This window comes from Sphaerisporangium melleum, from assembly GCF_014646695.1.
In the GTDB taxonomy this organism is placed as follows: Bacteria; Actinomycetota; Actinomycetes; order Streptosporangiales; family Streptosporangiaceae; genus Sphaerisporangium; species Sphaerisporangium melleum.
Genome location: NZ_BMNT01000019.1, coordinates 119013 through 138461, shown reverse-complemented (window position 1 = coordinate 138461; position 19449 = coordinate 119013). Strand labels below are relative to the sequence as shown.

At 71.0% G+C, this 19449-nt stretch carries 18 protein-coding genes; 13 read left to right on the top strand and 5 right to left on the bottom strand.

All coding sequences use genetic code 11. From position 1 onward, the window contains the following. Positions 1-41: 41 nt before the first annotated feature. Entirely contained in the window at positions 42-1673 is a 1632-nt protein-coding gene (locus IEY93_RS18295; RefSeq protein ID WP_189164290.1) for an MFS transporter, read from the top strand. A gap of 191 nt (positions 1674-1864) precedes the next feature. Further along, on the top strand, positions 1865-2194 hold the full coding sequence (locus tag IEY93_RS18290) for a YciI family protein (protein ID WP_189164289.1): 330 nt from the start codon (positions 1865-1867) through the stop codon (positions 2192-2194). A gap of 108 nt (positions 2195-2302) precedes the next feature. Here IEY93_RS18290 and IEY93_RS18285 read toward each other — a convergent pair whose 3' ends face one another. Together IEY93_RS18285 and IEY93_RS18280 are read right to left on the bottom strand one after the other, a co-directional pair. Continuing rightward, positions 2303-2767, bottom strand: a complete 465-nt coding sequence (locus IEY93_RS18285) for a hypothetical protein (protein WP_189164288.1) — start codon at positions 2765-2767, stop codon at positions 2303-2305. A 362-nt stretch (positions 2768-3129) separates the two neighbouring features. Beyond that, complete coding sequence (locus IEY93_RS18280) at positions 3130-4374, bottom strand: acyltransferase family protein (RefSeq protein WP_189164287.1); 1245 nt, start codon at positions 4372-4374, stop codon at positions 3130-3132. A gap of 338 nt (positions 4375-4712) precedes the next feature. Here IEY93_RS18280 and IEY93_RS18275 point away from each other — a divergent pair, with 338 nt between their 5' ends. Beyond that, the gene (locus tag IEY93_RS18275; protein ID WP_189164286.1) at positions 4713-5789 is read left to right on the top strand and encodes a DUF2855 family protein; all 1077 of its coding nucleotides are present in this window, start codon (positions 4713-4715) and stop codon (positions 5787-5789) included. 204 nt (positions 5790-5993) lie between these two features. Next, positions 5994-6728, top strand: coding sequence for a DUF2306 domain-containing protein (locus IEY93_RS18270; RefSeq protein ID WP_203968670.1), 735 nt, complete (start codon positions 5994-5996; stop codon positions 6726-6728). Positions 6729-6902: 174 nt separating this feature from the next. On the opposite strand, the gene IEY93_RS18265 is transcribed toward IEY93_RS18270, so the two are convergent. After that, positions 6903-8249, bottom strand: coding sequence for an extracellular solute-binding protein (locus tag IEY93_RS18265; protein ID WP_189164285.1), 1347 nt, complete (start codon positions 8247-8249; stop codon positions 6903-6905). A gap of 506 nt (positions 8250-8755) precedes the next feature. Here IEY93_RS18265 and IEY93_RS18260 point away from each other — a divergent pair. The 7 genes from IEY93_RS18260 to IEY93_RS18230 all read left to right on the top strand — a co-directional run bounded on the left by IEY93_RS18260 (position 8756) and on the right by IEY93_RS18230 (position 15535). After that, the gene (locus IEY93_RS18260; protein ID WP_189164284.1) at positions 8756-10333 is read left to right on the top strand and encodes an FAD-binding oxidoreductase; all 1578 of its coding nucleotides are present in this window, start codon (positions 8756-8758) and stop codon (positions 10331-10333) included. A gap of 182 nt (positions 10334-10515) precedes the next feature. Next, positions 10516-11763 (top strand): cytochrome P450 family protein, encoded by a 1248-nt coding sequence (locus IEY93_RS18255; protein ID WP_189164283.1) that lies wholly within the window; start codon positions 10516-10518, stop codon positions 11761-11763. A gap of 61 nt (positions 11764-11824) precedes the next feature. Continuing rightward, a complete protein-coding gene (locus IEY93_RS18250; RefSeq protein WP_189164282.1) occupies positions 11825-12367 on the top strand; it encodes a dihydrofolate reductase family protein in 543 nt (180 codons plus the stop codon). A gap of 72 nt (positions 12368-12439) precedes the next feature. After that, on the top strand, positions 12440-13321 hold the full coding sequence (locus tag IEY93_RS18245; RefSeq protein WP_189164281.1) for an LLM class F420-dependent oxidoreductase: 882 nt from the start codon (positions 12440-12442) through the stop codon (positions 13319-13321). Positions 13322-13356: 35 nt separating this feature from the next. Beyond that, a complete protein-coding gene (locus IEY93_RS18240) occupies positions 13357-13938 on the top strand; it encodes a hypothetical protein (RefSeq protein WP_189164280.1) in 582 nt (193 codons plus the stop codon). Then, entirely contained in the window at positions 13935-14732 is a 798-nt protein-coding gene (locus tag IEY93_RS18235) for an aspartate/glutamate racemase family protein (protein WP_189164279.1), read from the top strand. The genes IEY93_RS18240 and IEY93_RS18235 overlap by 4 nt, the downstream gene beginning before the upstream one ends. Continuing rightward, positions 14729-15535 (top strand): thioesterase II family protein, encoded by an 807-nt coding sequence (locus tag IEY93_RS18230; RefSeq protein ID WP_189164278.1) that lies wholly within the window; start codon positions 14729-14731, stop codon positions 15533-15535. Before IEY93_RS18235 ends, IEY93_RS18230 begins: the two co-directional genes overlap by 4 nt. A gap of 36 nt (positions 15536-15571) precedes the next feature. Here the strand turns inward: IEY93_RS18230 and IEY93_RS18225 are convergent, their stop codons facing one another. Then, complete coding sequence (locus IEY93_RS18225; protein ID WP_203968671.1) at positions 15572-16024, bottom strand: MerR family transcriptional regulator; 453 nt, start codon at positions 16022-16024, stop codon at positions 15572-15574. Between the two features lie 261 nt (positions 16025-16285). Beyond that, positions 16286-17326: a LacI family DNA-binding transcriptional regulator gene (locus IEY93_RS18220; RefSeq protein ID WP_189164277.1), complete on the bottom strand. Its 1041-nt coding sequence runs from the start codon at positions 17324-17326 to the stop codon at positions 16286-16288. A gap of 184 nt (positions 17327-17510) precedes the next feature. Here IEY93_RS18220 and IEY93_RS18215 point away from each other — a divergent pair, with 184 nt between their 5' ends. Together IEY93_RS18215 and IEY93_RS38265 are read left to right on the top strand one after the other, a co-directional pair. After that, entirely contained in the window at positions 17511-18824 is a 1314-nt protein-coding gene (locus IEY93_RS18215; RefSeq protein WP_189164276.1) for an ABC transporter substrate-binding protein, read from the top strand. Positions 18825-18962: 138 nt separating this feature from the next. Further along, a partial coding sequence (locus tag IEY93_RS38265; RefSeq protein WP_229691244.1) for a carbohydrate ABC transporter permease occupies positions 18963-19449 on the top strand: 487 nt, incomplete at its 3' end.

Genomic DNA, 19449 nt, shown 5'->3' with positions numbered 1-19449 from the left:
CCACCCCCGGCGGTGTCGGCCGACGAAGAGAGGACAAGAATGTGACCGACGACGTGCGGCTGAAGGCCGGACGACGTGAGTGGGTGGGCCTGGCCGTCGTGTGCCTTCCCGCCCTCATCGTCGCCCTGGACATCTTCGTGGTGCTCCTCGCACTGCCCGAGCTCAGTGCGAAGCTCGGCGCGAACAGCACCCAGCAGCTGTGGATCGTGGACATCTACGGGTTCATGGTCGCCGGCTTCCTCATCACCATGGGCAACCTGGGCGACCGCATCGGCCGCCGCAAGCTGCTCCTGATCGGCGCCGCGGCGTTCGGCGTCGCCTCGATCGTGGCGGCCTACTCGACCAGCGCCATCACGCTGATCCTCGCCCGGGCCGTGCTCGGCATCGCCGGCGCCACGCTCGGCCCGTCCACGCTGTCCCTGATCAGCAACATGTTCCGCGACGACAAGCAGCGCGCGAGCGCCATCGGCATCTGGGCCGGATCGTTCTCCATCGGCGCGATCATCGGCCCGCTGGTCGGGGGCGTGCTGCTCGAGTACTTCTGGTGGGGCTCGGTGTTCCTGCTGGGCGTCCCGCCGATGGTGCTGCTGCTCGTGGCGGGCCCCTTCCTGCTGCCCGAGTACCGCAGCCCCCAGTCCGGGAAGATCGACCTGCTCAGCGTCGCGCTGTCCCTGGCCGCGATCCTGCCGGTCATCTACGGCATCAAGGAGCTCGCCCGGCTCGGCTGGCAGGCCGGCCCGGTCGTCGCCGTGGTGATCGGCCTGGTCATGGCGGCGGTGTTCCTGCGCCGCCAGCGCACCCTGGCCGACCCGCTGCTCGACCTGCGCCTGTTCGGCAACAAGATGTTCAACGCCGAGCTGAGCAGCATGCTCCTCTACAGCGGGCTCACCGGCACCACGATGCTGTTCATCACGCAGTACTTCCAGTCGGTGGCGGGGCTGACCCCGCTGCAGGCGGGACTCGGCCTGGTGCCCGGCCTGGTGCTCGGCATCGTCAGCGTCACCGTCGGGCCGCAGCTCGGCGGCAAGATCAAGCCGGCCCACCTCATCGGCGGCGGACTGGTCCTGGTGGCCGCGGGCCTGACCGTGCTCGCGTTCGTCGACTCGGTGCCGGGCCTGATCATCGGGTACGCCATCTGGTGCCTCGGCGGCGGCCCGCTGCTCACGATCGGCATGGGCCTGGTCGTCGGCTCGGTCCCGCCGGAGAAGGCCGGCACGGCCTCGTCGCTGGCCCAGATCTCCAACGAGCTCGGCTACGCGCTCGGCATCGCCACGGTCGGCACCATCGGCACCCTGGTCTACCGGACCCAGGTGGCCGACGCCATCCCGGCCGGCGTGCCCGAGGCCGCGGCGGGCGCCGCGCGCGAGAGCATCGCCGGCGCCTCGGCCGCGGCCGGCGGGCTGCCGGAGCAGATCGCCGGCACGCTCCTGGCTCCCGCCCGGGAGGCGTTCACCAGCGGTCTGCACGTGGTCGCGGCCATCAGCGCGCTGGTCGTCCTCGGCATCGCCGTCCTCAACGCGGTCGTGCTGAAGGACCTGCCCGCCTTCGGGCAGCCCCCGGCCGCCCCGGAGGGCGGCGAGGCGGGCGGCGCCCAGCCGGAGGCGGACGTCCAGCCGCATGCGGCCACCGAGGCCGTGCGCGACGAGGTGGCGGTGGGCCGCGCGGACGCCTAGCGGAGCGGATCGCCGGGACCGCCGCGGCCCCGGCGGTCCACCCCGACCGCACCCCTATTCGTCCACCGAATACCCCGATATCGGGACGGGCAAATGAATCGGTCCGTAGCATTGCCCGGGAAAACAAACCCGGCGGCCTGGTGGCCGGTTCGCGGTAAATGGAATTGACAACGATGAAAGGAGAGCCTGACATGGCTCAGTTCGCGGTTCTGCTCTACGCCCCCGCCCCGGCCGACTGGACGGAGGCGCCGGCCGAGGAGCTGGAGGCGCACGGCGAGTACGCCGGCAAGATCGAGGAGCTCGGCGGCAGCATCGTCGCCGGGTACGCCCTCCACCCCAGCACCACCGCCAAGTCCGTCCGCAGCGACGGCGTCACCGACGGTGCGTTCATCGACGCCAAGGAGGTGCTCGGCGGCTTCACCGTGATCGAGGCCCGGGACATCGACCACGCCGTGGAGATCGCCAAGCTCAGCCCCGGCACCTGGCGCGGTGGCATCGAGGTGCGTCCGCTGCTCGGCTGACTGACCCACCCGCCCTGCCTGGCGGGCTCGCACGAACCCGCGTTTCGCCGCGGCGCGCCACCGGCCCGCCGCGGCGATTCCATGTGGGCACCTCGTCTCCTCGCCGGGTCATTCCGCGGGAGCCGCAGGACGGAGGGCCTCGCCGCCGTCGCCGGGGAACGGGCCTTGGAGCTCGTGAGCGAGGCGCGGATCGCTCCAGGCGATCGCGGTGGACCGCCAGGAGGTAAGCGCGCGGCTGAACGGGACGAGTTCGCCCGTGTCGGCGCCGGCGATCAGATGGTCGAGCAGTTCTCTCACGCAGGCGTGACGTTCGGTCTCGGGCAGCCAGGTCGTCCATGGCAGTTCCTCGCGCAGCACATCCTCGGCGAGGCCGCTGTTGCGGCGCGCGAGGATGGCGAGGGCGCGCGCGGCGATGCGCAGGGTGGCGACGCTCGCCTCGAAGCGTTCGGCGCGCATCAGGATGAGGTTCTCGTCGTCCCGCCGCTCCAGGATCACATCCGCGTCGTCGAGAGAGGGCAGCACCTGCGAGGGCCCGCGCAGGAAAGCACTGTACGGGAAACTCTTCGTCGCCATGGTTCGCATGCTATCTGAACTACTTCAGACCGCTGATCCCCGCCACCGGATCCCGAATCTGGCGCTCCAGCGCGTTCCGGTGACAGGCTCAACGGCACGGGGGGACCTCAGATGTCGGCAGTCCGTCTGAGGCCGATCAGACATGCTCTGACCTCGGTGTTCTTGAAAACGCGGGTGTGGTGTTCTTAATTCTGCCAGAGGTCTGGTCGGCATTTCGCGGAGTCGCTGGTCGTAATTTTGACGATCAAGCTGGGCGGTGAGGCCGTCCGGCGGGGGCATACGCCTGGTTCCGGATGAGGCGGAGGGACCACGACGGCCCTCGCCGGGAGCGCGAGGGCCGTGGGGAGAGGGAAGGGCGGAGGTCAGGGGTTCGGAGTGGTGGGGGCGACGCCGGCGAGGGCCGGGGGCTGCTCGGCGGCGGCCGGGGCGGCCGCCGGAGCGGGAACGAGGGCGGCCCCGGCGCGGCGAGTGCCGGCGAAGCGGCGCATGATCGGCTGCTCCACCAGGTGGAACATCGCCGCGGCCAGGGCCAGCGAGATCAGGAACAGCAGCGCGACGATGCCCAGCGCGGCCGGGAAATCGTAGCTCCTGCCGCCGGTCAGCCAGATCGTGCCGAAGATGATCACGAGCAGGTGGCACATGTAGAAGGCGAAGGACACCTCGCCCAGCCACACCATGACCCGGCCGTGCAGCAGGCTCGGCCGGCGGCTCAGGTCGGCGCGGGCCATGTTCGCGATGAGCAGGCCGAGCGGGATCACCGTGGCGGCCGCCTGCGGGTAGGTCAACGGCAGGTGCGGGCCCACCACATAGGCGAAGGCCGTGAGCGCGACCGAGCCGCCGACTCCCACCGGCAGTCTCCGGCCGGTGAGGACGATGCGGGCCATGATGATGCCGAAGACGAACTCCAGCAGACGCACCGGCGGGAACTTCGAGGTGAACCAGAACTCCAGGTGCGGCGACTGGGTCCACGGCTGGAACATCCCGCCCGCGCCGGGCAGCAGGGTGGCGACGAGCGGGACCAGGAAGATCACTGCGATCACGCCGGTGGCCCACGCCCACAGCCGCTGGGGCCGGATGCGGCCGATGTAGCGGACCAGGAACGGGAACAGCAGGTAGAAGAACGCCTCGTTCGACAGCGACCAGGAGACCGAGTTGAACGCCGTCCAGGTCTCCAGCGGCGGGAAGAAGGCGTGCAGCAGGCTCACGTTGAGCAGGGCGCTCTGCCAGCCGAACCCCATGTTCAGCACCGTGCCGAACAGGATCGCCGCGGCGGCGAAGGTGAGCAGGTGGTTCGGCCAGATCTTCAGCACCCGGCGGCGCCAGAACTTCGCGGTGGTGTCACCAGGGCGCATGGACCAGGTGAGCACGAAGCCGCTCAGGATGAAGAAGAAGCTGACGGAGGCCCAGTTCCCCTCCCAGAGGTAGGAGGCGAAGGTGCCGGGCACCGGCATCATCTGCCAGGTCTTGTCGGCGAACAGCGTGGTGCACAGGGCGTGGAAGCCGAAGACGGCCATCGCGGCGAGGAACCGCGTTCCGGTCAGCGAGTTCAGGTGGGGGGGGACGGCGGGCGGAGGCGCCTCGGCTCTCGTGGACGGTGAAGCCACCATGGGACGTGCCTTTCGACGTTCTGGGCTCACTGGAATCGACACGAGGACTCGATGAAGCGGTGGCACACGAGCGGCCCGCCACGGTCAGGCCACCCACAGTCGACGAGCCCGGTGAGACAAGAGTGGCTTCCTGTCCAGTCCGCCACATATCGCGAATTGCTGAGTTCGCCGTTTCCGGCCGGGAGGGAGCGAACCGCGCAATCCACAAGATGCGCCCCGGAACGCCCGCGGAGAACGATGTGGCGGTGTGGGCCGGCGGGCCCACTCCCCACGGTGTTCCGGTGCCCGGCCTTCCGGCGACCGCCGGCCCGCCGGCGCGACGAACGAAGGAGATGGCAGTGTCTCACCCCGACAGATGGGATCTGATCTACAAGCGCGACGATCTGACGGTGAGCGAACTCCGGGACGCTTCCACACCGGACCTCGGGCCCGGCGAGGTGCGGCTCGCGGTCGAGAAGTTCGGCCTGACCGCCAACAACGCCACCTACGCCCGGTTCGGCGAGTCCGACATCCCCTTCTTCGACGCCTTCCCCGGCCCCGAGGGGTACGGCCGCGTCCCGGTGTGGGGCCACGTCCGGGTCGAGGAGTCCCGCCACCCGGAGATCGCGGTCGGCGAGCGCTTCTTCGGCTACGTGCCGATGTCCACCCACCACGTCGTGGCGCCCCAGGTCACCCCGCGCGGCTTCGCCGACGGCACGCCGCAGCGGCACTTCCTGCACCCGTGGTACTGGCACTTCGAGCGCGCCGCGGAGCCCGACGCGCTGGACGACCGCCGCACGCTCATCCACCCGGTCTACCCGGCGGCCTACAACCTGGCCGACATGCTGCAGCGGCAGGCCGAGGCGGGCGCCCGGACCCTGGTGCTGACCAGCGCCTCCAGCAAGGTGGCCATCGGCCTGGCCGAGGAGGCCGCCGCGCGCGCTCTCGGCCTGACCACCGTGGCGTTCACCTCCGAGCGCAACGCCGCGTTCGTGGGCGGCCTCGGCCTGTACGACACGGTCGCCTCCTACGAGGACCTGGCCTCGGTGTCCATCGAGGGCCCGGCCGTGTTCGTCGACCTGACCGGCGAGGCCACCTGGCGGCTCGCGGTCGCCGAGCGCTTCGCCGACAAGCTGGTCAACACCACGCTGATCGGTTTCACCCACCCGGGCGCGCAGGTCCCGCCGCCGCCCGGCCTGCAGGGCCCGGCGGCCGAGGTGTTCTTCACCCCGGCGGTCGAGTGGGCGGTCGCCGAGGCCGAGGGCCCGGAGAACTACTACACCCGGTACGACGCCTCCGAGCGGCGCTTCCTGGAGAGCACCACCTCGTGGCTGACCATCGAGCAGGCCCAGGGGCCGGAGGCCCTCGCCGAGGTCTTCGGTGACCTGCTCGCCGGGAAGCAGCCCCCGGACCTCGGCTACGTCCTTCGTCCCTGACGGCGGACACCGGCCGGGCCGCGCGGGCGGCGGCCCGGCGCGCTCACCGTCCGACGTCCATGGCGATCACGCGCCGGCCGGGCCACAACCAGGCCTGACCGGCGCCGGCAGGGCTACAGCGAGGGCCGTCCGGCACCGGCTGGGCCACAACGGGGGAGCACGCAGCGGCTCGATGCCGGGCCTCGTTCAGCAAGGAGAAGAACCGTGACCATCGATACGGACAAGGCCGGCGTCCCCACGGGCCTGGCCGAGCCGCCGGCCACCACGCGGGTGCCGGCCGCGCCCCAGGCCAGGAAGCCGTTCTGGCGCCGGCCGTGGATCCTCCCGCTCGCGGCGGTCGTCGCGACGTACCTCTTCTACCAGATCTCGCCGTACGTCCCGGAGAGCACCGCCCCGGTCCCGCCGCACGACGGCTTCCCGGCGTACTACCCGGTGCTGGTCACGCACATGGTGGCCAGCACCCTCGCGATCATCACGGCCGTCTTCCAGGTGTGGCCGTGGCTGCGCAAGAAGCACCCGGCCGTGCACCGGGCCAGTGGCCGGGTGTACCTGCTGGGCGCCGTCGTCGGCGGCATCACCGGCCTGATCATCGTGCGGTTCGCCCCGCCCGTCGGCCAGATCGGCGTCAGCGCCGCGGTCAGCCTGTGGATGATCTTCACGATCGTCGCCGTGGTCTACGCCCGCAAGGGCCGCTACGACCTGCACCGCCGCTTCATGCTGTACAGCTTCGCCATCGTGATGAACAACATCTGGGGCGTGCTGATCGTCAACGTGCTGATGCGGCTGCCGTGGGAGGTCAACTTCGTCTACATGCTGGAGGCCGCCCGCTGGACCGGCTGGGTGTTCAACCTGATGCTCGTCCAGTGGTGGCTCTACCACACCGAGGGCCGCGACATCGGCCTTCCGCGCGGCGCGAAGGGCAAGCGCGTCAGCGCCTGAACACTCGCCGCACGAACCCGCGCACGGCCGGCAGGGAGATTCCCCTGCCGGCCGTTCCGCGTGCCAGGGACGTGGCGACGCGTGTGGCAAGGACACCGACGACGACAGGGAAAAGGCCGGCGGTCCCGTACGGGACCGCCGGCCTTTCGCCTCCGCCGCAGTGGCGGCTGCCGGTCAGCTGTCGATGAGCATGCAGTGGGCCGGACGCGGGCCGGTGGCCAGGCAGTACCTGCCGTAGTCCTCCAGCAGCCGCTCGGCCTCCTTCGCCGCCCGGGTGAAGCGCTCCACCGGGTCGGCGCCCTGCCCCATGATGTCCTCCAAGGCGTACATCATCGCGTGCTGGATCTGCGCGAAGTGCCCGAGCATCGCGCCCTGCGCGCCCGCCGACGGAGCGGTCATGTCGAGCTGGGCGGTGGTCACCCGGTGGTAGGGGTGCTCGTCGTACCACCCCTCCCGCTCCAGCAGCTCGGCCGCCGCCCGGGTGACCGGCGCCGACCCGTAGACCTGGTGCCAGGTGGCGGCGTTGCGCGGGCTGTTCAGGTACTGCATGAACGCCAGCGCGCCGTCCCGGGTCTCCTCGTCGAGGCCGTCGCGCAGCCAGATGCCGTCGCCGCCGATCCAGTTGCCGGCGAAGGGGTATTCGGCGTTGTAGGGCGTCGGGGTGACGGCGACCTCGAAGCCGTTCTCCTGGCCGGCCTTCACCATGTACGGCGCCTCGAAGGAGGAGCTGAACCGGAACACGACCCGCTGCTCCCGGAACGCCTTCCCGCAGCCCGCCCAGTCCTCGAGGACGCCGGTGTGCATGTAGTGGCCGTCCCGGTGCAGGCGGTACCACCACATCACGAAGGCCATCATCTGCGGCGACAGCAGGTCGACGGTCGTGGCGCGCCCGTTGCGGCCGTTGTCCCCGTCGGTCAGCAACCCGCCCTGGTGGGCGAGCATCTGCTGGAAGAACTTGCCGTCGTTGGCCCAGCTGATCCGGTACGGCGGGGCGTTCTCCATGGCGGCGATCTTCGCGCAGGCCGCCTCGACCTCCTGGAAGGTGCGCGGCACCTCCTCGATCCCGGCTTCGCGCATCAGCGTGACGTTGGTGTACATGTGCATCGTGGACAGCGTCATCGGCATCGCCGCGAAGGTCCCGTCGATGGTGTAGAAGTACCGGCCCGCGGGGTGCACGTCGTTGAGCACCACCGGCTGGCCGAGGATCTCCGTGCGCCCGGCGATGGCCTTCTCCACCGAGGTGAACAACGGCCTGCCCTCACGGTCCAGGGTGTCGCGGGCGAGCTGGCTGGCGCCGCTGTAGTAGGAGGCCATGGTGGGCGGGCGGCCCTCCTGGGTGGCCTGCGTGACGTCCGCGGCCAGGGTCTGGAAGTAGGAGCTGCCCACGTTGATCTGGTAGCGCGGGTACAGCCGCTCGAACTCCCTGGCCCGCTGTTTGATCGGCTCCAGAAAGTTCGGAAACGTGTATTCGGAGAACCAAGCGTCAATGACGATCTTCTCGGAGCGGTCCGCCTCACTCACGTGCTCGTCCTTTCGTCGGATTAACGGCGGGCAGGCCCGCGCAGCCTGATCGGCCCGGCCGTCTTCGACGCGGCGACCAGGCCGGCGAGAGGTGGGGACATTCACCGCCAGCAAAGCGGGACATCGATGTCCAAATGCCCATGCTCCGCCCCACCCCGCCCCCCCGCATCTCGCCGGTTGCTGTGCTTGCTTTGCCTCGCTACGCTCGGCGGCTCGTGGCGCCCTTGAGGCGGCGCCCTTCGTCGTCGTTCACGAGCGCTCGTTCCTCGCACTCGCTCTCTCCTCCTCAGGACACCGCCGCGCCACGAGCGGTCCCCGGCTTTCCTCGGGAGTCATGTCGGAGCTGAAGAAGATGTGAGCCGGCCGAGCGGAGCTAGGCAAAACCAACACAGCACGAAGAAAGATGCAGCTGTTTTGCCCGGATAGCAGGCTTATGGCAGCCGAGCCGACCATGACCCGGCCGGGCGGCGGCGTCGAGCCGCCCGGCCGCCATCGGAGGAACGAATATGACCGAGCTGCAGAGTCACGGCCATTCCAACGGGGCCGCCGCCGCTTCCTCCACGGCCGCGGGGCAGCACCAGTCCGTACTCGGGCCCGCCACGATCACCCGGGACGATCCCCGGTACGACAGCATGCTGCGTGGCACCAATCACCGCTTCGTCGGCAGCCCCGACTATGTGCGGGTGGTGACGACGACCGAGCAGGTCGTGGACGCGGTGAACGAGGCGGTCGCGGCCGGCAAGCGCATCGCGGTGCGCAGCGGCGGGCACGGGCTGGAGAACTTCATCGCCAATGCCGAGGTCAAGGTCCTGCTGGACATCTCGGAGATGACGGCCGTCTACTACGACAGCGGGCGCCGCGCGTTCGCCATCGAGTCCGGCGCGATGCTCGGGCACGTGTTCCGTGTGCTGTTCAAGGGGTGGGGTGTCACCGTCCCGGCCGGCATGTGCCCGGACGTGGGTGTCGGAGGGCACTTCGCCGGCGGCGGCTTCGGCCCGTTGTCGCGCACTCTCGGCGCGGTGGTGGACTACCTGTACGCCGTCGAGGTCGTGGTGGTCGGCGAGGACGGCCGGGCGAAGGCGGTCGTCGCGACCCGTGAGCCCGGTGACCCGCACCGCGACCTGTGGTGGGCGCACACCGGCGGCGGTGGCGGCAACTTCGGCGTGGTCACCCGTTACTGGGTGCGCAGCCCGGACGCCGTCTCGGCCGACCCGGCCGAGCTGCTGCCCAAGGCGCCCGCCGCCACCCGCAGCGGGGTGGCGATCTGGTCCTGGGAGGGGATGTCGCAGGAGGGCTTCACCACGCTGCTGCGCAACTTCGGCACCTGGATGGAGAACAACAGCGCTCCCGGCACCCCGCAGGCGGCGCTGTTCCCGTACTTCCACGGCACGCACAAGGACACCCCGCCCGGTCTGATGGTGGGCGCCCTCATCGACGACGGGGTCGCGGACGCCGAGGCCCTGATGAACGGCTTCCTCGACGCGTGCGGCGAGGGGGTGGGCGTGGCGCCGGTGGCGCGGTTCCAGGAGGTCCAGCCCTGGCTGTACGCGGCGGCCTACCCCGGTTACGGCGACCCGGGCAATCCGGGCGTGCGCCGCTTCAAGATCAAGGCCGCGTACCTGCGCAAGGGCTACACCGACGCGCAGATCACGGCGATCCACGAGCACTTCACCGGTGAGGTGTACAACCCGACGCAGTTGCTGCTCGTCGGCTACGGCGGCCAGGTGAACACGGTGGCCCCCGACGCCACGGCGACCGCGCAGCGCGACTCCATCCTCAAGGCCGCCTACCTCGGCGCCTGGGCGAGCCCGGCCGACGACGAGAAGAACCTGAACCTCATCAGGGACCTGTACCGCGACGTGTACGCGCACAGCGGCGGCGTCCCCGGCCCGGACGAGTGGAGCGACGGCGCCTACATCAACTACCCGGACGCCGACCTCGCCGACCCCGAGCTGAACACCTCCGGCGTCCCCTGGCACACCCTGTACTACAAGGACAACTACCCCCGGCTGCAGCAGGTCAAGAAGCGTTACGACCCGCGCAACGTCTTCCGGCACGCGTTGTCCATCAGGCTTCCCGAGTAACCCCGACCCATCCGAGCAACCCGACAGCCCCTTCCCCGGGGGCCTGGTGACCAGCCCCGGGGCTCCGCGATTTTTCGAAGGGACGCGGCGGGCCGCCGGCCGCGCGTCCCGATCGAGGGCGCCGTGCCCGGCCCGGCACGCGCGCCCGGACCGCACCACCAAACGAGATCTTGGAGTCACTGATGGAGAATCGCTGCCCCGTCGCCCTGGACATCACCGGCAAGGACATCCACGCCGAGGCCGAGCACCTGCGTTCGCTCGGCCCGGCCACGCTGATCGAGCTGCCCGGCGGCGTCACGGCTTGGGCGATCACCGAGTACGAGACGCTGCGCAAGGTGCTGACCGACCCGCGCGTCACCAAGAGCGCCCGGGCGCACTGGCCGGCGTTCACCAGCGGTGAGATCCGGCCCGACTGGGAGCTGATCAGCTGGGTCGCGATGGACAACATCTCCACCTCCTGGGGCGCCGACCACAAGCGGCTGCGCCGCCTGGTCGGCAAGGCGTTCACCCCGCGGCGCATCGACGCCATCCGGCCGCTGATCGTCCAGCTCACCAACGAGATCCTCGACGGCCTGGCCGCCGCGGGCCCGGACGCGGTCGTCGACCTGCGCGCGCAGTTCGCCTACCCGCTGCCCGCCCGCCTGGTCGCCGACATCATCGGCATGGACGAGACCGCGCTCGCCAAGACCGCGCCGGTCATCAACATGATGGTGGACACCACGGTCAGCCCCGAGGTGGCGCACTCCATCCTGATGGGCTGGCGCGACGCCATGTCGGAGTTCATCGCGTCCAAGCGCGCCAACCCCGCCGAGGACATCACCAGCGACCTGATCGCCGCCCGGGACGACGAGGACGGCGGCAAGCTGACCGAGGGCGAGCTCACCGACACCATCTTCGCCATCCTCGGCGCCGGGTCGGAGACCACGATCAACTTCCTGAGCAACGCGGTCACCAACCTGCTCACCCACCCCGACCAGCTCGCACTCGTGAAGTCCGGCGAGAAGTCCTGGGACGACGTGATGGAGGAGGTGCTGCGCGCCGAGGCCCCGCTGGCCAGCCTGCCGCTGCGCTTCGCCGCCGACGACATCGAGTTGGACGGCGTGCTGATCCGCAAGGGCGACCCGATCCTGGTGAACTACCTCGCCGCCGGCCGCGACCCCAAGGTGCACGGGGAGACCGCCTGCGAGTTCGACATCACCCGCGCCGACAAGGAGCACATCTCCTTCGGCTACGGCCCGCACTACTGCCTGGGCGCCGGCATCGCGCGCCTGGTCGGCGCGATCGGCCTGTCGACACTGTTCGAGCGCTTCCCCGACATCAGCCTCGCGGTCCCGGCCGAGGAGCTGCAGCCGCTGCCCACGTTCATCATGAACGGCCACCGCAGCCTGCCGGTCCGCCTGCACGCCCGGGTGCCGGCCGAGGCCCACTGAGACGCCGCACGCAGACCGACCCCCTGACCGAGCCCACCGACCGGACCGGACGGAGCACGCCGTGCGGAAAGTGATCCTGTCGATATTCGTCAGCCTGGACGGCCGCATCGAGAACGCGACCGGGCAGCAGGACTGGAACATCGACGTCTTCGACGACGAGATGGAGCGGTACGCCGCCGAGCAGCTCGACGAGGTCGACACCCTGTTGCTGGGGCGCCGCACCTACGAGCTGTTCGCGCGGGACTGGCCCGCGGAGACCGGTGAGGTCGCCGACAAGATGAACGGCATCGACAAGGTCGTCTTCTCGCGGACCCTCACCCAGGCCACCTGGCGCAACACCAGGATCGCCACCGACGTCGCGCTGGAGATCACCGCCCTGCGGAACCGGCCCGGCAAGGACATGCTGATCTACGGCAGCGCCGAGCTCGCACGCGACCTCATGCGGCTCGGCCTGATCGACGAGTACCGGCTGTGGGTCCACCCGGTCGTCCTCGGAGACGGCACGCCCCTGTTCGAGAACTTCAAAGACCGCATCGATCTGAAACTGGTGGACACCCGGGTGTTCGACACCGGGGTGTGCATCCTTCGCTACCGGCCGGCGTGAGCCACCCCGGGCCGCCGGCCGGCCCGCGACACCCGCGTTGAACCGTTGTCACACGAAGCTATGGAGGCCGGCGTGAAGGTTGGCTTGGTAATCGGGGACTTCGCCTGGACGGGCGGACCGGCCCGCATCGCGGACACGCTGGCCGAGATCGCCCAGTCCGCCGACGACGCCGGCTTCTCGCTCCTCGGCGTGGGCGACCACGTATGGCAGGGCCCGCACGCGGGCGGCCCCGAGTCGCCCATGCTGGAATGCTTCAGCACGCTCACGCTGCTGGCCGCGCACACCCGGCGCATCCGGCTGGCCCCGATCGTCGCCGGCGTGCACTTCCGGCACCCCGGCATGCTCGCCAAGACCGTGACGACCCTGGACGTGCTGTCCGGCGGGCGGGCGATGCTCGGCCTCGGCGTCGGCTGGTACGAGGACGAGGCGCGCGGCCTCGGCATCCCGTACCCGTCCCTCGCCGACCGGTTCGCCATGCTGGAGGAGACGGTCCAGATCTGCCACCGCATGTGGGACGGTGAGCAGGGCGACGAGCGGCCGTACGAGGGCGCGCACTACCGGCTGGAGCGCACGCTGAACCTGCCGCAGAGCATCACCCGGCCGCACCCGCCGATCCTGATCGGCGGCGGCGGGGAGAAGAAGACCCTGCGCCTGGTCGCCAAGTACGCCGACGCCTGCAACCTGTACCCGGGCCCGGACCTGCCGGCGAAGCTGGACGTCCTGCGCGGGCACTGCGAGGCCGAGGGCCGCGACTACGACGCCATCGAGAAGACGGTGATCTTCCCGTTCGACGTCGGCGCGGACGGCGCCCAGGCCGGAGAGCTGACCGACATGCTGCGCGGGCTCGCCGCGCTCGGCGTGGACACGGCCATGGGGATCATCGGCGGCCCCGATCCGGTGCGCACGGTGGAGATCGTCGGCAAGAAGGTCGTCCCCGCCGTCGCCGACGCCTAGTGCCATGACCGCCGCGCGCGAGAGCGAGAACTGACATGACCGGATCGATCACGGTCCCCGCGGGGTGGACGGCCCGGCCGGATGACTGCATCCTGCCCGGCTGCTCCGGCGACGCCGCCCGCACCCCGACCCTCACCCGGGCACTCGCGGGCGACCTGGCCGGCCCGGCGGCGCCGTCGGCCGCCGAGGTACTCGCGGCGATCGCCGACGTGCTGACCGAGTGGCTCGGCGGCGAGTACATCACGATCGACGTGGTGGACCACACCGCCGGCCGGCGCGACCCCGCCGCGCCGGCCGCCGTGACCAGGGTGGTCGTCTCCGCCGACGGGCCGTGCGGCCTCCCGCCGGAGGACGGCCCGGCCGCGCGGGTCAGGTACGAGCACTTCGGCACGCTGGCCGATCCGCTGCCCGTCGAGGGGCCGGTGAGCCAGCACTCCGCCGTCACCGCGCGGGCGCACATCAAGCCGTGCGTGCTGTCGGTGTACGGGACCGTCGTGGACGGCCGGCCGTGCCTGGACTGGTGGTGCGGCCCCCAGTTGTGCGCGCTGCTGCGTGAGGGCGACGTGCCGCAGCGGGTCGCCGACGTGCTGTCCCGGGTTCGCGGGGCCGTCACATGAGCGGCCCGGGCCCCGCGCCGCAGCCGCGACCGCCGTCCCCGCTGCCGCCGCTCGCGCCGACGCTCGGCGTCCTCGGCGGGATGGGCCCGTCCGCGACGGCCGAGTTCCTGCGCCTGCTCGCCGCCCGCGTCCCCGCCAGAAGCGACCAGGAACACCCGCGCGTCGTGATGCTGTCGGACCCCTCCATCCCCGACCGGTCGGCCGCCGTGCTGTCGGGCGGCGAGGGGCCGCTGCCGCCGATCAGGGCGGGCCTCGCCACGCTGGTGGAGTGGGGCGCCGACCTGCTGGCAGTGCCGTGCGACGCCGCGCACGTGTACGTCGAGCGGATCCGCGAGCCGCTGCCCGTGCCGCTCGTGCACATCGTCGACGCGGCGCTGGAGGCGGCCGTCCGGCTCGCCCCCGGCGGTGCCTGGCTGGCGGCGACCAAGGGGACGCTCGCCAGCGGCCTGTACCAGCGGCGGGCCGAGGCGCTCGGCTACCGCCTGATCCTGCCGTCGGAGAGCACGCAGGAGTCGGTCCACCACGTCGCCCGGATGGTCAAGGCCGGGCGGGCGCACCAGGCGGGGGCGCTGCTCGGCACGGTGACGCGCGGCCTGTGGAAGCGCGAGGAGGTCCCCCTGCTCGCCGCGTGCGCCGAGTTGCCCCTGGCCTACGCCGCGGGCCGGCTCCCCGCGAACATGATGATCTCCAATCTGGACGCCCTCGCCGCCGCCTGCGTCGCCCGGCTCTACGCCCCGCCCGCCGCCGGGCCGGCGACGTCCACGTCCGGCCGTCCCGTGGTGACCCTCGCATGACCGCGGCCGGCACGATGGGCTGGGAGCCGGTCGCGGCCGTGCGGCGGCGGCCCCGGCGGGCCGAGCCCGGGGTGTGGATCTCCGAACTGCGGCCCGCGCTGGACGGGCCGCGGGGCCGGGTCGTGGCCTTCCCGCACGCCGGGGCCGGGCCCAACGCCCTGATGCCGCTGCTCGCCCGCCTGCCCGGCGGCTACGAGATCGTCGGCGTCACCCTGCCGGGCCGGGAACGCCGCTTCGGCGAACGCCACGAGACCACACCGGACCACCCCGGCGCGGTCGTGGACGGCGTCGTGACCGAGCTGGCCGGGCTACCGTCCTGCCCCACCGTGTTCTTCGGGCACAGCATGGGGGCGTCGCTCGCGGTCGCCGCGGCGCTGGCCGACCCCGCCGCCTGCTCCCGGCTCGTGCTGAGCGCGCACCCGCCGTCCGGCGTGCGGTTCGAGCGGCAGGCGAGCTGGAACGACGCGGTGCTGCTGGAGGTGATCAGGCTGGGCGGCGGCACCCCGCGGGAGATCCTGGACAACGCCTACTGGCGCGGCCACCTGCTCGGCCTGCTGCGCTCCGATCTCACCCTGGCCGCGCGCCTGGCCGCCCGCAACCAGGGCGGGCGCCTCACCATGCCGCTGACCGTGCTCGGCGGCGACCGGGACGAGCTCGTACCCGTGCGCGACCTGGTCGGCTGGCAGGAGTGGTCGGACACCGGCGCGCGCATGCGCGTCTTCCCCGGCGGCCACTTCTACCTCCTCGACGAGCCCAACCGCCCCGCCATCGCCACCGAGATCACCGGCACACCGCCGCGCTGACGGCGGGGCACCGGATCGCTCTGGCAGGCCCCCGGCTCAGCGGGGTCGGCGGAAGCCGGTGCCGATGCGGCCGGCCACCATCGACTGGAAGTGGGGGCAGGCGGTGAAGTCCTCGTGGTCGCAGTCGAGCGCGTGGTCGATCATGTCGAGCGCCGTGCGCGCCTCGGCGATCCGCCGGATCAGCACGACGCGGCCGCGTTCCATGGCGCTGTGCCGCACCGACGGGGCGCCGGCGTCGAGCATGTCCCGGATGTCGCGCACGGCGAAGCCCGCCTCCCTGGCCCGGAGGATGACCGCGACGCGGAAGAGATCGGCGTCCTCGTAGCGGCGGCGGCCCCGGGTGTCCCGCGGTGGCGCCAGCAGGCCCGCCGACTCCCACCTGCGCAGCACCTGTGGCGCCAGCCCGAACCGTGCAGCGATCACGCCGATGGACATCGACCGGTCGGCGACCGGCGTCCCCCCGGCGTCGGGCCGCGTGATGCGGCGCATGTCCAGTAAGGGGCCGGATTCCGATATGACCGGTGACTGCATCGTTCCCTGATCGAGCTGATGGACGTCGCCGATGCGATGCCCGGGGGCGGCGGACCTACCCGTCGATCTTACGACCTCCCGGCCTCACCCCGGCCGTTTGTCCGGTGGCCTGGCGTCCGCCGCAAGGAGCGGGGGACCGCCAGGACCCGCCGGCCGGCAGGGCCTCCTCGCGGGCGAGGCGGCGGGGTCGTGGCGGACATGGCCCGGTGCCGGGGCCGATCAGGACGCCGGGGCGGGGCCCGTCGAGTCGCGGACGTTGAGGGTGGTCGCGAGCTGGAGGTGCCGGGAGGCGGGCTGGACGCCGTCCGCCATGCCGAGGACGGTCTCGACGGCCATCCGGCCCATGCCGACGAGAGGCTGCCGGACGGAGGTGAGCCGGGGCGTGGTCCACTGGGTCTGCGGGGTGTCGTCGAACCCGGTGACCGACAGCTCGCCCGGGACGCTGATGTGCAGTTCCTTGGCCGCGGCGAGGACCCCGACGGCGATCTCGTCGTTGCCCGCGACGATCGCGGTCGGCCGCTCGCCGAGGGTGAGGAGGTCATGGCCGTGCCGCAGGCCCGCCTCGACGGAGAACGCCTCGTGCCGGATCAGCGTGCGGTCGGGTGTGATGCCGGCCGAGTCGAGCGCGGCCTGGTACCCGTGGAACCGTTCCAGCGAGGGAGCCGACCCCGGCGGGCCGCCGATCCAGGCGATCCTGCGGTGGCCGAGCCCGATGACGTGCTCGGTGGCCGAGCGGCCGCCCGCCCAGTTGGTGGAGCCGATGCTGACGACCCGGGACTCGGTGGTGTCTATCGGGTCTATGGTCACGACGGGCACCTCGAGGTCCTCCGCGGCGAGGAGCACCGGGTCGGGCACGGAGACGGCGAGCGCGATGATGCCGGCGATGCCGGACTCCTTCTGCTCGGCCAACCAGGTGCGGGCCGTCGTACGGCTTGTGCTGATCGGCTCCTCGGGCGGCAGGCGGAGCAGGAGCTCGGCCTGCGCGGAGGTCGCGGCCACGAGTATCCCCTGGAGCACCGTCCCGGCGTAACGGGACCGCACGATGTCGAGCACGGTGACCAGGGTGCGGCCGCGGGTGCGCTCGTGACGCGCGGTCGTGGGCCGGTAGCCGAGCTCGGCCATGACGCCGAGGACCAGCTCGCGGGTGTTCGGGCCCACGTCGCTGCGTCCGTTGAGGACCTTCGAGGCGGTCGTCGGGGAGACGCCGGCCAGCCGGGCGACGTCCGCCAGGGTGGCCCGCTCGGCACGACCTCGGGGCATCGGGGCTCCCTTCGGGCTACGAAACTTTTGCGAAATCTAGCACGGCCCGATCGTCGATCGCTGCCCCGAATTCTTCCGGATTCACATCGTTGACATGGGCTGGACGCACAACCTAGTGTCCTCGCAATGACGAACAAGTTGCGAAATCTTTTCGCAACCGGCTTCAGGACGAGAGGAGAGGCCCATGCGGCTCTCCCGGAGGGCAACCATCCTTTCCGCGGTACTCGTGCCGATGCTCGCGCTGACCGCCTGCTCGGGCGGAACCAGCGGCGGCGGCGCGACCGGGGGTGGTGACGAACAGGTGAAGCTCACGGTCTGGAGCTGGGACGGCACCGTCGAGAAGGCCGTCCCCGGCTTCCAGGCCGCGAATCCGAACATCAAGGTCGAGGTCGTCAACGCGGGCTCGTCCACGGACGAGTACAAGGCGCTCGACAACGCCATCCAGGCCGGTTCCGGCGTACCCGACCTCGCGATGTTCGAGTACTTCGTGGTCCCCTACTTCGCCATTCCCGGCAAACTCACCGACCTCGGTGAGTTGGGCGCGGGAAACCTCAAGGGGGACTACGTCCAGGCCGCGTGGAACGACGTGACGGTCAACGGCAAGGTCTACGCGCTGCCGTCCGACTACGGGCCGTCGGCGATGTTCTACAACCAGGCCACGCTCAAGAAGGCCGGCGTGGACCAGCCCCCGGCCACCTGGGACGAGTACTACGAGGCCGCCAAGAAGGTCCGCGCGCTCGGTGGCGACCACTACATCGCCCAGGACACCGGAGACATCTTCTTCCTGCTCTCGCTCATCTGGCAGGCCGGCGGCCGTCCCTTCAAGGTGGACGGCACCAAGGTGCACATCGACTTCACCGACGAGGGCACGACCAGGGCCGTGGCGTTCTGGCAGAAGATGCTCGACGAGAAGCTGGTCAACACCAAGATCACCGGTTGGTCCGACGACTGGAACCGCACGCTGAACGACGGAAGCCTCGCCACCCAGACCATGGGCGGCTGGCTGACCGCGACGCTGCCCGAGCGCGCGCCCAAGGCCGCCGGTGACTTCCGGGTCGCCCTGATGCCGCAGTGGAAGCAGGGGGACAAGGTCGGCGCGGAGAACGGCGGAAGCTCCTTCGGCATCCCGGCCGCGGCCGAGCACAAGGAGACCGCCTTCAAGTTCCTGGAGTACTTCACGCACGGCGGGGGCCTGGCGTCCCGGGTCGACGACGGCGCCTTCGTGCCCAACACCTCGGTGCTGAACAACGCGGAGTTCCGCGGCAAGACCGACAAGTACTTCGGCGACCAGAAGGTCGGCGCCGTGCTGGCCGAGGCGTCGGAGACCGTCGGCACCGGCTGGCAGTACCCGCCGTTCTTCGAGTGGGCGCGCTCGGTCTACGGCGACATCGCCTCACCGTTCTACACCACCGGCAAGGGCTCGCTCGCCGAGATCCTCCAGCAGTGGAAGCAGCGCTGCGTCCAGTACGGCAACGAGCAGGGCTTCCAGGTGGACTAGCTCCTCATCGAGGGCGGCGGTCCCGCCTGTGGCGACGGCCGCCGCCGGCCGATGCGGAAACGAGCCGGGCAACGCACTGGATTCGGAAGGAATACGTATATGGACCTGGCACGTCGGTTCGACGTACCCCCGAAAGCCATGGCATCGCCGGATGCGACGCGGCATCCGGCGCCGGCTCCCGAGCGCCGGAAGACGCAGATCGGGCTGGCGTTCATCGCGCCCTTCGGGGTGCTGTTCGCGCTCGTGTTCATCGTGCCCATCCTGTACGCCGGCTACCTGAGCCTGTTCCAGGAGAAGCTCGTCGGGGGCAACACGTTCGTCGGACTCGCCAACTACCTGAAGCTGTTCCAGGACCCGCAGTTCTGGGACGGCGCGGGACGCGTCTTCCGGTTCACCTTCGTCCAGGTGCCGATCATGCTGATCTTCTCCATGGCGCTGGCGCTGGCCCTGGACTCCATGCGCCTGCACGGCACCAGGTTCCTGCGGGTGACGATCTTCCTGCCCTACGCGGTGCCGGCGATCGTGTCGACGCTCATGTGGGGATTCCTGCTGGGCGTCAAGTACGGCCTGTTCGGCAGCCTCAACGACGCCCTGGGGACGGACTTCAACCCCTTCGCTCCCGGCA

Coding starts and splice junctions, on each gene's coding strand:
- IEY93_RS18260 (WP_189164284.1), top strand. CDS start 8,756: ATGACCGAGCTGCAGAGTCACGGCCATTCCAACGGGGCCGCCGCCGCT.
- IEY93_RS18240 (WP_189164280.1), top strand. CDS start 13,357: ATGACCGGATCGATCACGGTCCCCGCGGGGTGGACGGCCCGGCCGGAT.
- IEY93_RS18235 (WP_189164279.1), top strand. CDS start 13,935: ATGAGCGGCCCGGGCCCCGCGCCGCAGCCGCGACCGCCGTCCCCGCTG.
- IEY93_RS18255 (WP_189164283.1), top strand. CDS start 10,516: ATGGAGAATCGCTGCCCCGTCGCCCTGGACATCACCGGCAAGGACATC.
- IEY93_RS18230 (WP_189164278.1), top strand. CDS start 14,729: ATGACCGCGGCCGGCACGATGGGCTGGGAGCCGGTCGCGGCCGTGCGG.
- IEY93_RS18220 (WP_189164277.1), bottom strand. CDS start 17,326: ATGCCCCGAGGTCGTGCCGAGCGGGCCACCCTGGCGGACGTCGCCCGG.
- IEY93_RS18290 (WP_189164289.1), top strand. CDS start 1,865: ATGGCTCAGTTCGCGGTTCTGCTCTACGCCCCCGCCCCGGCCGACTGG.
- IEY93_RS18225 (WP_203968671.1), bottom strand. CDS start 16,024: ATGCGCCGCATCACGCGGCCCGACGCCGGGGGGACGCCGGTCGCCGAC.
- IEY93_RS18215 (WP_189164276.1), top strand. CDS start 17,511: ATGCGGCTCTCCCGGAGGGCAACCATCCTTTCCGCGGTACTCGTGCCG.
- IEY93_RS18285 (WP_189164288.1), bottom strand. CDS start 2,767: ATGGCGACGAAGAGTTTCCCGTACAGTGCTTTCCTGCGCGGGCCCTCG.
- IEY93_RS18280 (WP_189164287.1), bottom strand. CDS start 4,374: ATGGTGGCTTCACCGTCCACGAGAGCCGAGGCGCCTCCGCCCGCCGTC.